Source organism: Cryobacterium sp. Hh7 (genome assembly GCF_004403155.1).
GTDB classification, from domain to species: Bacteria; Actinomycetota; Actinomycetes; order Actinomycetales; family Microbacteriaceae; genus Cryobacterium; species Cryobacterium levicorallinum.
Genome location: NZ_SOHG01000040.1, coordinates 1 through 12,574 on the forward strand (window position 1 = coordinate 1; position 12,574 = coordinate 12,574).

Here is a 12,574-nt window from a genome sequence, read left to right on the forward strand (position 1 = left end):
ACCCCGCTAGAAACGGGCCACAACCACGAGGTTTTTGGCATTTGACATTGTGCACGCTGTTGAGTTCTCAAGGATCGGACGCACCCGACTTCAGGCCCTAAACTGGGCTGTCGCTCCGGGGCAACTTGTCTAACTTAGACCCTCTAACCAGTCCCTGTCAAATCGAGGAAACACCCAGTTTCAGGCGCAAAACAGCGACCAAAACCACGCAACTCAACCAACCAGAAACAGCAGAAGGACTTACAATCCTAGCCCAACAACCGAGAACGTGAAACACGAACCGTGAAGTTGATCTGGCTAGAAGATGGTCCCACATGAGGCCGGAAAACACTGCGGCTTTCCGCACCTTTGGGGTACGTATAGATACATTACGGCCAGACCACCCACCCGTCAAAACGCCCCCCACCCGGGCGTGTCGCCCGGCCAGGTGTCAAGACACGGGCCAAAACGGCCCCACTCCTCGACCAGCGAGAACCACGAACCCGCTCCCCCACCATCAACTCGACGACCGGGCCCACCTTACGGAACCGGGCCCACGATAGAACATGGGCCCGGTTACCGGGCCCGGGCCCGGGAAGAAGCGAGAAGGCGGGCATCCGCTCCCCGACTCGAACGACCGGGCCCACCTTCGGGAACCGGGCCCACCTTCGGGAACCGCGCCCACCTTCGGGAACCGCGCCCACCTTCGGGAACCGCGCCCACCTTCGGGAACCGCGCCCACCTTCGGGAACCGGGCCCACGATAGAACATGGGCCCGCTTTCCGGGCCCGGGCCCCGAACATATCCATGGATGGACCGACCGGGGCTGGCTGCGGGTGACGGGGCAGGGCGGGGTGCCACACCCCACTGGAGACGGCTAAGTCGCGGGGGCCTCGGCGACGAAGAGCTCGCTCACGGAGTTGTAGTACTGGTCGGTTCTCCCCTTGTGCGTCATACCGATGCGCAGGCAGACCCGTTGCGACGGACGATTGCTCGGGGTGGTCACGGCCACCACCCGGTCGAGTCCCGTCTTCCACCCTTCGGCCAGTACAGCGGATGCCGCCTCGGTCGCGTAGCCGTGGTGCCACGCGTTCGGGTGAAAGTGCCAGCCGATCTCGGTATCCCCCGACGGTTCAAGCGGCGTGACCGGGCTCGAGGCTGGGATCGACTTGAGCAGCAGGTTCCCGAAGATTTCGCCGGTGTCAGCATCCGTTACGGCCCTGATGGCGTGAATGGGGTGTTCCATTCCCTGCCACCGGGTGATCACGGCGATCGCCTCGGCGCGGTCGGTCATCACCCGCGGATGCAACCCGATGTGTTGCTGCACGGACCACAACGAGTACAACCCGAAGACGAAGTCGGTGTCATCGAGGGTCCAGGGGCGCAGCAGCAGGCGTTCGGTTCGAAGAGTGTCCACGTCGACATCTTGCCACCCACACCTGCCCGACCCCTGCACCGAGCTCGCGCCTCGAGACAGCTACTCGACGAAAATGCCGGCGAGCGTCTTCTTACCGCGACGCAGTACAGCCACTCCCCCAGGAAGCACCGATCCTTCGATGGTCAGGTCGACGCTCGTGACCTTCTCATTGTTCAGGTAGACCCCGCCCTGCTGCACCGCGCGGCGCGCTTCACCGAGACTCTTCGACAATTCCGTGTCGACGAGCAACTGCAATACGGTGGCGTGCGGCGCCGTCGTGGTGTGCGGAAGTTCGCGCAGCGCGGCCTCGAGGGTATCGGGGTCGAGTTCGGCAAGGTCGCCCTGGCCGAACAGCGCCTCGGCGGCGTGGATGGCAGCATCCGTCGCCGCCTGGCCGTGCACGAGGCTGGTCACCTCGAGGGCGAGTCGGCGCTGCGCTTCCCGGCGGAACGGTTCGTTTTCGACAAGCTCGGCGAACCGATCGATTTCGATCCGTGACAGAAACGTGAACACCTTGAGCCGAAAAACCACGTCGGCATCGTCAGTGTTGAGCCAGAACTGGTAAAAGGCGTAGGGGCTCGTCAGGTTGGGGTCGAGCCAGACCGCGTTGCCCTCACTCTTGCCGAATTTGGTGCCGTCGCTGTTGGTGATGAGCGGCGTGCCGATCGCGTGCACGCTGCCGCTTTCGGCCCGACGGATGAGATCGGTTCCGCTCGTGAGATTGCCCCACTGATCGCTGCCACCGGTCTGCAACACACAGTTGTAGCTGCGGAACAGTTCGAGGTAGTCCAGGCCCTGCAGAATCTGGTAGCTGAATTCGGTGTAGCTAATGCCGGCATCAGAATTTAGCCGCGCGCTGACAGCATCCTTTTTGAGCATCGTGCCGACGCGGTAGTATTTGCCGATTTCGCGCAGAAAATCGATCGCGGAAAGCGGTGCGGTCCAGTCCAGGTTGTTCACCAGGGTGACGGCGTTATCGCCCTCTGAGCTCAAGAACCGCGAAACCTGGGCCTGCAGGTAGCCGACCCATTCTGCGACGGTATCGGTCGGTGTCAGCGTGCGCTCGGCGGTCGGGCGCGGATCCCCGATGAGTCCGGTGGATCCGCCGACCAGTCCAAGCGGATGATGCCCGGCCAGCTGCAGGCGCCGCATTAGCAGCAGCTGCACGAGATTGCCGAGGTGCAGGCTCGGCGCGGTCGGGTCGAATCCGCAGTAGTAGGTGATCGGACCGCCATCGAGCAGCGCTTTGAGCTCAGTCTCGTCGGTGGAGACGTGCACGAGGCCGCGCCAGTTGATCTCCTCCCAGACGGAATCGAAAGAGGGATCGTTGGTCTGCTGGGCGAGGATGGTGGGGTCTGACACGCGTTCAGATTACCAGCCGTGGCGGCCTCGACGAGTTGCGGGCGGCATCCGCCCGTCTCGAAGAGCAATTTAGCCTAAAACCTATATCTCACTTGATTTAGCCTGTGACCTGAATTATGCTGAATGCAGGACGGAGCCTCAGCCCATGTTTGTCATCACCGCTGACCAGATTGACAGCCGCAACGATCACGATCGAGCGCGGGAAATGATCGCGCGACTCGTGGACCAGAGCCCGCACGCATACAGTCTGCCGCCCGACCAGACGGCGGGCGATGAGATCCAATTGCTTGTCTCGACGGCCCGGCCGACGCTCGACGCCATTCTCACGCTGCACCGTTCCGGCCACTGGAGCGTCGGACTCGGGGTGGGCACCGTACGCACTCCCCTGCCGGCGTCGACCCGGCAGGCCACCGGTGGCGCGTTCATCGCAGCCCGCGAGGCCGTACTTCGGGCCAAGAAGACCGAGGCGCACTTTGCGCTCGACGTCGGTCAAACGGATGCCGCAGCCCCCGGCATCGAGGCACTCCTCACCATGCTCCTGCTGCTGCGTCAACGCCGCTCCCCGCAGGGCTGGCAGGCCGGTGATCTGTTCGAAAGCGGACTGGCCCAGACCGACATCGCGGACAGGCTCGGCATCACCACCGGGGCGGTGAGCCAGCGGCTCAAAGCGGCGCAGTACCGGGTCGAGCAGGCCGCACGGCCGGCGTTGGTTAGGCTGCTAGAGCAACTCGATGCTGGCCCGACCATCGGCCCGAACGAAACGGAACCCGCATGACTTTCACCGTTCTCACGTTTCTGTACTGGGTCGCCCTACTCCTGGGCACCCTCGCCGCGCTCACCAGCGCCGCGATCGCCTTCAAGTTGCATCGGCAGCTCTACGCCGTCGCCGCCATCGCTGGACTGGCCGTCGCGCTGGTGTTGGCCGCTGTCCCCGTCGGGCCCGGCCCGAGCGCTTTCGGCATTGTGCTCGGCATGCTCGCCCTGGCCCTCGCCGTCATCGGCGGCGGCCCCGTCGCGGTACTCGCCCTCGATCTCGCCACCAACAACTCGGTGCCGCCGGGCCAGCACGGTGGAATCATGGTTCTGAACGCCGGAAAACCGGCCCCGACCATGGCCGGACTCAGTGACCCGGAGACCCACGAGGTGCTGCGCGGGGGTGTGACCATCGGCATCCTGGAACGTCTCGCCGTGGCCGGCGCTATTCTGGCCGGCTTCCCCGAGGCCATCGCTGTCGTCGTCGCCATCAAGGGTGTCGGCCGGTTCACCGAGCTGGCCGCGGCCGAATCGCGTGAGCGGTTCATCATCGGCACCCTGTCGAGCCTCACCTGGGCCTGTGCCTGCGCTGCCCTCGTGCCGATGGCACTGGTCTAGCGCCGCTCTTTTCGACGGCCTGAACGGATGCCTCCCCCGGCATCCAAAACCACCACGGGGACACGATTCCACGCGGCAACCCCACTGACTCGTCAGCCGGGCTGGACGCGTTCGGCACGGTTACCGGCTGAGCGCCGCCGTCAAGTCGCGTACCCGGTTGACCAGGTGGGCCCGCTGCTCGGCGACGCGCACCGGCGCGGTTCCGCCGGCGCCGTCGCGGCTGTCGACCGATCCGCGGATGGTGAGCACCTCGCGCACCTCCGGAACGAGGTGCGGCGAAATCGCCAGCAGCGCCGCGTCGTCGACCTCGTGCAGGTCGAGTCCGTTCGTCTCGGCGAACTTCACCAGGGAACCGGTGATTTCGTGCGCGTCACGGAACGAAACGTGGCGTTTGACCAGCCATTCGGCGACATCGGTGGCGAGGGAGAACCCCTGCGGCGCGAGCTCGGCCATCCGCTCGGTGTGGAAGGTGAGGGTCGCGACCATGCCGGTGAAGGCGGGCAACAGTACTTCGAGGGTCTGGATCGAGTCGAAGACCGGCTCTTTGTCTTCCTGCAGGTCGCGGTTGTAGGCGAGCGGCAGGCCCTTGAGCGTGGTGAGCAGCCCGGTGAGGTTGCCGATCATGCGGCCCGACTTGCCGCGAGCGAGCTCGGCGATGTCTGGATTCTTCTTCTGCGGCATGATCGAGGACCCGGTGGAATAGGCGTCGTCGAGGGTGACGAACCCAAATTCGCGGGTGTTCCAGAGAATGATCTCTTCGGCCAGCCGCGACATGTCGATGCCGATTTGCGCGGTGATGTAGGCGAATTCGGCGACCAGGTCGCGGCTCGCGGTGCCGTCGATGGAGTTCTCAACCACGGCGGCGAAGCCCAGGTCGACGGCGACGAGATGCGCGTCGAGACCGAGGGTATTGCCGGCAAGGGCGCCGGAACCGTAGGGGGACGCATCCGCTCGCCGGCCCCAGTCCGCGAAGCGGTCGAGGTCGCGTACCAGCGGCCAGCAATGCGCCAGCAGGTGGTGGGCGAGCAGCACCGGCTGGGCGTGCTGCAGGTGGGTGCGGCCGGGCATGATGGCCCCGGAGTGCGCTTCGGCCTGAGCGGCGAGGGCGTCGATCAGTTCGATGACGAGGGACGCGAGAATGGCGGCGTGGTCGCGCAGCCACATGCGCACAAGCGTTGCGACCTGGTCATTGCGGCTGCGGCCGGCGCGAAGTTTGCCGCCCACCTCGACGCCGATGATGTCGATGAGGCCACGCTCGAGGGCGGAGTGTACGTCTTCATCGGCTTCGGCTGGCAGAAATTCGCCGGTCACGACGGCGCGCTCGAGTTCTTCGAGCGCGCCGACCATCTGGGTCAATTCGGTGTCGGTGAGATATCCGGCGGCGGCGAGGGCCCGCGCATGCGCGCGGCTGCCCTGCAGGTCGTATTCGGCCAGCATCCAGTCGAACTGGGTCGACTTGCTCAGCCGTGCCAGTTCCGGCGACGGTCCCCCGGCGAAACGGCCGCCCCAGAGGGCACCAGCTCGGCCGGCGCGGTTTTTCTCACTCGACACGGATGCCCTACTTCGCGGCGGCGTCGCGTCGTGCGGCGACCTTGCTCGGCAGGCTCCACAGCTCGATGAAGCCCTTCGCCATGGTCTGGTCGAAGGAGTCGCCGGTGTCGTAGGTGGCGAGGTTGAAGTCGTACAGGCTGGTCGTGCTCGAACGCCCCGTGACGACGGCAGTGCCGGCGTGCATTTTCAAACGGATGTCGCCGGTCACGTACTTCTGAGTGTCCTCGATGAACACGTCGAGGCTCTTCTTCAGGCCGGAGAACCACAGGCCGTCGTAGACGAGCTCGGCCCATTTGCTCTCGACGCCGCGCTTGTAGCGGGCGACGTCACGTTCGACGGTCATGTTCTCGAGCTCTTCGTGGGCGGCGATGAGCGCCATTCCCGCGGGGGCTTCGTAGATTTCACGGCTCTTAATGCCGACCAGACGGTCCTCGACGATGTCGATGCGACCGACACCCTGGTCGCCGGCGAGACGGTTCATGAGCTGGATCATCTGCAGCGGGGTGACCTTCTTGCCGTCGATGGCGACGGGTACACCCTGCTCGAAGGAGATGACGACTTCGGTCGGGGCGCGGGTGATCGACGGGTCCTGCGTGTAGGTGTAGAGGTCTTCGATCGGCGCGTTCCACGGATCTTCGAGGAATCCGGTCTCGACGGCGCGACCCCAGACGTTCTGGTCGACCGAGTACGGGCTTTTCTTGGACTGCACGATGGGCAGGTCGTGCTTGGCGGCGTACTCGATGGCTTTGTCGCGGGTCAGCGCGAAGTCGCGCACCGGGGCGAGCGAGGTCAGCTCGGGGGCGAGCGCGGCGACGGCGGCTTCGAATCGAACCTGGTCGTTGCCCTTACCGGTGCAGCCGTGGGCGACGCTGTCGGCGCCGAGTTCCTTGGCGGTGGAGGCGAGGTACTTGGCGATCAGCGGGCGACTGATGGCCGAGACCAGCGGATAACGCTTCTGGTACAGGGCGTTGGCCTTGAGGGTCGGAATGATGTAGTCGTTGGCGAACTCGTCCTTGGCGTCGATGACGATGGATTCGACGGCGCCGCAGTCGAGGGCGCGCTGACGGATCACGTTCATGTCTTCGCCCTCCTGTCCGACGTCGACGGCGAGGGCTACAACCTCTTTGCCGGTGGCATCTTTGAGCCAGCCGATGCCGACCGAGGTATCCAGTCCACCCGAGTATGCGAGTACAACGCGTTCCGCCATGGTTCTCCCTAAAATCTTGATCTGTCTAAAGTTTACGTGCTGTGGCGCGGCCCCCCGGTCGCCCGGTCGCCCGCCCGCTTCTCTCACTCTTTCCGGGCCCGGGCCCGGAAAGCGGGCCCATGATCTATCGTGGGCCCAGTGTCCGGGCCCGGGCCCGGGCCCGGGCCCGGTCAGAAAGCATGAGAGCGGATGGCCGCGCTCGGGTCGGTCAGGCCGCGTTGTGGGCGAGCAGCCAGACCAACAGCGCCTTCTGGGCGTGCAGGCGGTTCTCCGCCTCGTCCCAGATGATGCTCTGCGGGCCGTCGATGACGTCGGCGGTCACCTCGTAGCCGCGGTCGGCCGGTAGGCAGTGCATGAAGTGCGCGCCCGGCTTGGCTAGGCTCATCAGTTCCGCGTCGACCCGGTACCGGCCGAGGTCGCCGAGGCGCGCGGCCTTCTCCTCTTCCTTACCCATCGACACCCAGGTGTCGGTGATGACGACATCGACACCGGTGACGGCCTCGCGCGGGTCGGTGAACAGCGCGACCGAGCCGCCGGTCTGGGCGGCGATGGCGGTCGCATCCGCTACGACCTGATCGGTGGGGGTATACCCGACCGGCGACGCGATACGCACGTGCATCCCGGCAGTCGCGCCGGCGAGCAGGTAGGACTGGCCCATGTTGCAGGCGCCGTCGCCGAGAAAGGCGAGGGTCTGGCCGGCCAAGTCGCCGCGGTGTTCCCGGATGGTGAGCAGGTCGGCGAGCAGCTGGCAGGGGTGAAAATCATCGCTGAGCGCGTTGATGACCGGCACCGTGGTACCGAGCGCCATTTCTTCGAGTCCGGCCTGACCGTAGGTGCGCCAGACGATTGCGGCGACCTGGCGTTCCAGCACGCGAGCGGTGTCGGCGGCGGTTTCCTTGCCGCCGAGCTGGCTGTTCGCGGTGCTGATGATGAGCGGGCTGCCGCCGAGGTCGGCGATGCCGACCGCGAAGGACACCCGGGTGCGGGTCGAAGACTTGTCGAAAATGACCGCGACCGTCTGCGGGCCATTGAGCGGGCGCACCGCGAATCGGTCTCGCTTCAGCTCCAGGGCCAGGTCGAGAATCTCGGCTTGTTCGGCCGGGGAGATGTCGTCGTCGCGCAGGAAATGGCGGGTCACGGTGTCACTTTCGGTTGGAATGCTTTTAGCGGGCAAGCGGATGCCGCTCCAGCGGCCCCGCACGGTTCCCAGCAAGCACAGAGGGATTCGTCCAGCCTAGAGGCTGGCCAGGGCTCGCCCGAACCGGTCCTGGAAGTCGGCGACTTCGGTGTCACCCACGATCAGCGGTGGGGCGATTCGAATGCTGGTCTCATTGGCGGCGTTGACGATCAGGCCCTCGGCCAAAGCGGCAGCTCCCAGCTTCAACGCAACCGGTTCGGTCAGGCCGATGCCGAGCAGCAGTCCACGCCCACGCACTTCCTCGATCCAGGGAGAATTGAAACCGAGAATGATATCGCGCAGCTGCTGGCCCCTTAAGGTGGCGTTGGCGGCGAGATCGTCGCGTTCGATCACGCCGAGCACCGCGTTCGCGGTCGCGGTCACCAGCGGATTCCCGGCGAAGGTCGAGCCGTGCTGGCCACGGCGAAACAGCTCGGAGGCCCAGCCAAAGGTGACCAGCGCACCAATGGGAACACCGCCGCCCATCCCTTTGGCGATGGTGACAGCATCCGGAAGAATATCGGCGTGGTTGTAGGCGAACCAGGCGCCGGAACGAGCGATTCCGGTCTGGATCTCATCGAGGATGAGCAGCACACCGTGCTCGGTGCACAGCTCCCGCGCACGCTTCAGATAGCCATCGGGCAGGTCGATGACGCCGGCCTCGCCCTTGACCGGTTCGAGAAACAGTGCGGCGACGGTGTTGTCGATGGTCGCTTCGAGTGCCTTGATCGTGCTGTCGATGTGTTCGACGCCGCCGGGAACCGGTTCGAAGGCCTCGCGCATGTGCGGTTTGCCGGAGAGTGCGAGGGCTCCCATGGTGCGACCGTGGAAGGAGTCGTGCAGCGAAATAATGCGGTTGCGGTGGCCCTTATTGTTGAGGCGGGCCAGTTTGAACGCGGCCTCGTTGGCCTCGGCACCGGAGTTGCAGAAGTAAACCCGACCTTCGTCGCCGGCGCCGGTGATGCGCTTGAGACGTTCGGCCAGTTCGATCTGCGGCGGCGTGGCGAAATAGTTGGAGACGTGGCTGATCGTGCCGATCTGCTTCGTGACGGCGGCGACGACCTCGGGGTGGGCGTGGCCGAGCGAGTTCACGGCGATGCCGGCCAGAAAGTCGAGGTACTGGGTGCCTTTTTCATCCCAGACATAGCAGCCCTCACCGCGCACGAGCATGGCCAACGGCGGGCTGAAGGTTTTCATCATCGCGTCGGCGAAACGGTCTTGCCAGGGGTGTTGAGTCATGCGGGTACTACCTCCGTGCCGATGCCGCTTCCAGTAAAAATTTCGAGCAGGATCGAGTGCGGCACTCGCCCGTCGATGATCGCGGCCTTGGCGACGCCGCCGTCGACGGCGTCGAGGCAGGCGGTCATTTTGGGGATCATGCCCGATTCCAGCTGCGGAAGCAGACCGCGCAGCTCGACCACGTCGATGATCGACACTAGCGAATCCCGGTTCGGCCAGTCTCGGTACAGCCCGGCGACGTCGGTGAGAATCACGAGCTTCGCCGCGCCGAGCGCGATCGCGAGTGCGGCAGCAGCAGCGTCGGCGTTGACGTTGAGGGACTGGCCGGGGACATCCGTATCGGGGGCGATCGACGAGACCACCGGGATGCGGCCTGCCGCGAGCTGGGCGAGCACCGCTTCGGGGTCGACGTCGATGACGTCGCCGACCAGTCCGAGGTCGACTTCTTCGCCGTCGATGACCACGCCGCGGCGTCTTCCGCGGAACAGGCCGGCGTCTTCGCCGGACAGTCCGGCGGCGAGCGGACCGTGCTGGTTGATGTGGCTGACCAGGTCGCGGTTGATCTGGCCGGTGAGCACCATGCGCACCACGTCCATCGCTTCGGGCGTGGTCACCCGGTAGCCGCCGCGAAACTCGCTCTCGATGCCGAGGCGCTTGAGCATGGCCGAGATTTGCGGGCCGCCGCCGTGCACGACGACCGGGCGAATTCCGGCGTAGCGCAGGTAGACCATGTCCTCAGCGAAGGCACGTTGCAGCTCTTCGCTGACCATGGCGTTGCCGCCGAATTTTACGACGATGATCTGGTCGTGAAAGCGTTTGAGCCAGGGCAGCGCTTCGATCAGCGTCGCCGCTTTAACGGATGCTTCGGCCTGGCTGGTTTCGTCTGCGTGGGTGATGTCGGTCATATTCAGCTCGAGTACGCGCTGTTCTCTTCGACGTAATCGTGGGTGAGGTCGTTGGTCCACAGCGTGGCCGTTTCACTACCCGCGTGCAGGTCGATCAATACAGTCACGGCGCGGCCCGAGAGGTCGACGAGTTCGCGCGGCTGGTCGGGCTCCCCCGCTGTGCAGACCTGCACACCGTTGATGGCGACATCGATGCCGTAGGGGTCGAATGCGGCGTCCTGAACCGGTACCGTTCCGACGGCGGCGAGCACGCGGCCCCAGTTGGGGTCGTTGCCGAAGATGGCCGACTTGAACAGGTTGCTACGCGAGACAGCGCGGGCCACGGTGACGGCTTCGTCGTCGGAGACGGCGTTGGTGACCGTGATCGCCACGTCGTGCGCGGCGCCCTCGGCATCACCCTGCAACTGCAGGACCAGGTCGCGGCAGGTGTCGGTGAGCGCTTTGCTGAATTCCGCGTGGTCGGTGGGGACGGCACTCGCCCCGGAGCAGAGCAGGCTCACGGTGTCGTTGGTCGACATGCAGCCATCAGAATCGAGGCGGTCGAAAGTGACCCGGGTCGCCGCGCGGAGCGCAGTGTCGAGGTCGGTCGAGCTGAGCACGGCGTCGGTCGTGATGACGACAAGCATCGTGGCCAGTCCCGGCGCGAGCATACCGGCACCCTTGGCCATTGCGCCAATGCTCCAGCCGTGAGGCGAGGTGTGGGAGGCCTGCTTCGGGCGAGTGTCGGTGGTCATGATCGCTTGCGCGGCCAGGAGGCCGGCGTCGGGCGTGGTGGCGGCATCCGTTTTGATGGCGAGGGTAGCGTCCCAGACGCCGGCGGTGACCAGGTCGAGGTCGAGCTGTTCTCCGATCAGCCCGGTGGAGCAGACCAGGACGTCGCCGGAGGAGATGTCGAGGCGCGTGGCGACCGCTTCGGCGGTGGCATGGGTGGTCTGGAAGCCGATGCTGCCGGTATAACAGTTAGCACCGCCCGAGTTGAGCACGATCGCGCTGACCCGGCCGTCGCTCATGACCTGGGTGCTCCAGATGACGGGGTTGGCCTGGCAGCGGTTACTCGTGAACACGGTCGCGGCGTTCTGCAGCGGACCGAGATTTTGCACGAGGGCGAGGTCGAGCCCGCCGGACTTTTTCAGGCCGGCGGTGACACCGGCAGCAGCAAAACCGGCGGGAAGGGTGACACTCACGGAGCAACTCCATTCAGGGTCAGACCGAGCGTTTCGGTCAGGCCCAGGGCAATGTTGGCGGATTGGATGGCAGCGCCTGCGGTGCCCTTAACAAGATTATCGATGGCGGTGATCGTGACGACCCGGCCGGCTGCTATGTCGACGGCCAGGCCGATCAGGGCGGTGTTCGCGCCGAGAACGTCAGCCGTGCGCGGAAAGCGCCCCTCGGGCAGCAAGTGCACGAACGGTTCGTCGGCGTAGGCGCTCTGCCAGGCGGCGCGCACGGCCGCGGCGCTGGTGCCCGGCACAATTCGAGCGGTCGCGGTGGCGAGGATACCGCGGGCCATCGGCACGATCACCGGGGTGAACGAGATGGTGGCGTTGGTTTCAGAGCCGGCCCAGCGCAGCGACTGCACGATCTCGGGAATGTGCCGGTGGGTGCCGCCGACGGCGTAGGGGTTGGCCGAGCCGAGGATCTCGGCCGCGAGGTTGGGTAGCTTCAGGCTCTTGCCGGCACCGCTCGGGCCGACGGCGAGCACCGCGACGAGGTCCTGCGCCTCGATCACGCCGGCCTGGATGCCGGGAGCCAGGGCGAGGGCGACCGTGCTGGCGTTGCAACCGGGGGCGGCGATGCGGCGGGCACCGACCAGTCGGTCGCGCTGCTTGCCGGTGCCGATCAGCAGTTCGGGTACGCCGTAGCTCCAGGCGCCGAAGTAGTCGCCGCCGTAGAACGCGGCCCAGTCGTCGGGGTTCTCGAGGCGATGGTCTGCGCCGCAGTCGATGACGAGGGTGTCGGCCGGCAGGTGCGCGGTCAGCTCGCCGGATTTTCCGTGCGGCAGGGCGACGAAGACGACGTCATGCCCGCTGAGGTTTTGCGGAGTCGTGTCGACCAGGGTCAGGTGGGCGAGAGAACGCAGCGATGGTTGCACATCGATGAGGAGCTGCCCGGCATTGCTGTGCGCGGTGACCGTGCGCACCTCGAATTCGGGGTGTCCGGCGAGCAGCCGCAGCAGTTCGCCGCCCGCATACCCGCTCGCGCCCGCCACTGCCACCGAAAAAACCATGGGTTAAACCTAGCGCGGCCCCGGCGGCCCCGGTTCCGCATCGGCGCGCGGCGTCATGCGCGAGTTCGGTGCGGTCCCGGCCGCTTCCGAACGCTGCACCTCGCAGCCCGAACAGCGGATGCCGCGGGCCGACCCCGCA

At 65.8% G+C, this 12,574-nt stretch carries 11 protein-coding genes; 2 read left to right on the forward strand and 9 right to left on the reverse strand.

Annotated elements, in window-relative coordinates; translation table 11 throughout:
* Positions 1 to 856: 856 nt before the first annotated feature.
* Positions 857 to 1,396 (reverse strand): GNAT family N-acetyltransferase, encoded by a 540-nt coding sequence (locus E3T43_RS11535; protein ID WP_092449814.1) that lies wholly within the window; start codon positions 1,394 to 1,396, stop codon positions 857 to 859.
* Between the two features lie 60 nt (positions 1,397 to 1,456).
* A complete protein-coding gene (gene tyrS / locus E3T43_RS11540) occupies positions 1,457 to 2,758 on the reverse strand; it encodes a tyrosine--tRNA ligase (RefSeq protein WP_134442380.1) in 1,302 nt (433 codons plus the stop codon).
* A gap of 145 nt (positions 2,759 to 2,903) precedes the next feature.
* Between tyrS and E3T43_RS11545 the strand changes: the two genes are divergently transcribed.
* Together E3T43_RS11545 and E3T43_RS11550 are read left to right on the forward strand one after the other, a co-directional pair.
* The gene (locus E3T43_RS11545; RefSeq protein ID WP_134472563.1) at positions 2,904 to 3,533 is read left to right on the forward strand and encodes a DNA-binding protein; all 630 of its coding nucleotides are present in this window, start codon (positions 2,904 to 2,906) and stop codon (positions 3,531 to 3,533) included.
* Positions 3,530 to 4,129, forward strand: a complete 600-nt coding sequence (locus E3T43_RS11550) for a hypothetical protein (RefSeq protein WP_134472564.1) — start codon at positions 3,530 to 3,532, stop codon at positions 4,127 to 4,129. Before E3T43_RS11545 ends, E3T43_RS11550 begins: the two co-directional genes overlap by 4 nt.
* A 120-nt stretch (positions 4,130 to 4,249) precedes the next feature.
* Here E3T43_RS11550 and argH read toward each other — a convergent pair whose 3' ends face one another.
* The 7 genes from argH to argC form a co-directional block, all read right to left on the reverse strand.
* Complete coding sequence (gene argH, locus E3T43_RS11555) at positions 4,250 to 5,680, reverse strand: argininosuccinate lyase (RefSeq protein WP_134472565.1); 1,431 nt, start codon at positions 5,678 to 5,680, stop codon at positions 4,250 to 4,252.
* A gap of 7 nt (positions 5,681 to 5,687) precedes the next feature.
* A complete protein-coding gene (locus tag E3T43_RS11560) occupies positions 5,688 to 6,887 on the reverse strand; it encodes an argininosuccinate synthase (protein ID WP_134472566.1) in 1,200 nt (399 codons plus the stop codon).
* 208 nt (positions 6,888 to 7,095) lie between these two features.
* Positions 7,096 to 8,025, reverse strand: a complete 930-nt coding sequence (gene argF, locus E3T43_RS11565) for an ornithine carbamoyltransferase (protein WP_134442389.1) — start codon at positions 8,023 to 8,025, stop codon at positions 7,096 to 7,098.
* Between the two features lie 96 nt (positions 8,026 to 8,121).
* Positions 8,122 to 9,303: an acetylornithine transaminase gene (locus E3T43_RS11570; protein ID WP_134472567.1), complete on the reverse strand. Its 1,182-nt coding sequence runs from the start codon at positions 9,301 to 9,303 to the stop codon at positions 8,122 to 8,124.
* Positions 9,300 to 10,208 carry an acetylglutamate kinase gene (argB, locus tag E3T43_RS11575; protein WP_134442392.1) on the reverse strand — a complete coding sequence of 303 codons (909 nt, stop codon included), beginning with the start codon at positions 10,206 to 10,208 and terminating at the stop codon, positions 9,300 to 9,302. The genes E3T43_RS11570 and argB overlap by 4 nt, the downstream gene beginning before the upstream one ends.
* Before the next feature lie 2 nt (positions 10,209 to 10,210).
* Entirely contained in the window at positions 10,211 to 11,392 is a 1,182-nt protein-coding gene (gene argJ, locus E3T43_RS11580) for a bifunctional glutamate N-acetyltransferase/amino-acid acetyltransferase ArgJ (RefSeq protein ID WP_134442394.1), read from the reverse strand.
* On the reverse strand, positions 11,389 to 12,435 hold the full coding sequence (argC, locus tag E3T43_RS11585; RefSeq protein ID WP_134442396.1) for an N-acetyl-gamma-glutamyl-phosphate reductase: 1,047 nt from the start codon (positions 12,433 to 12,435) through the stop codon (positions 11,389 to 11,391). Before argC ends, argJ begins: the two co-directional genes overlap by 4 nt.
* Between the last annotated feature and the right edge of the window lie 139 nt (positions 12,436 to 12,574).

Coding starts and splice junctions, on each gene's coding strand:
- E3T43_RS11545 (WP_134472563.1), top strand. CDS start 2,904: ATGTTTGTCATCACCGCTGACCAGATTGACAGCCGCAACGATCACGAT.
- E3T43_RS11550 (WP_134472564.1), top strand. CDS start 3,530: ATGACTTTCACCGTTCTCACGTTTCTGTACTGGGTCGCCCTACTCCTG.
- E3T43_RS11560 (WP_134472566.1), bottom strand. CDS start 6,887: ATGGCGGAACGCGTTGTACTCGCATACTCGGGTGGACTGGATACCTCG.
- E3T43_RS11570 (WP_134472567.1), bottom strand. CDS start 9,303: ATGACTCAACACCCCTGGCAAGACCGTTTCGCCGACGCGATGATGAAA.
- argB (WP_134442392.1), bottom strand. CDS start 10,208: ATGACCGACATCACCCACGCAGACGAAACCAGCCAGGCCGAAGCATCC.
- argC (WP_134442396.1), bottom strand. CDS start 12,435: ATGGTTTTTTCGGTGGCAGTGGCGGGCGCGAGCGGGTATGCGGGCGGC.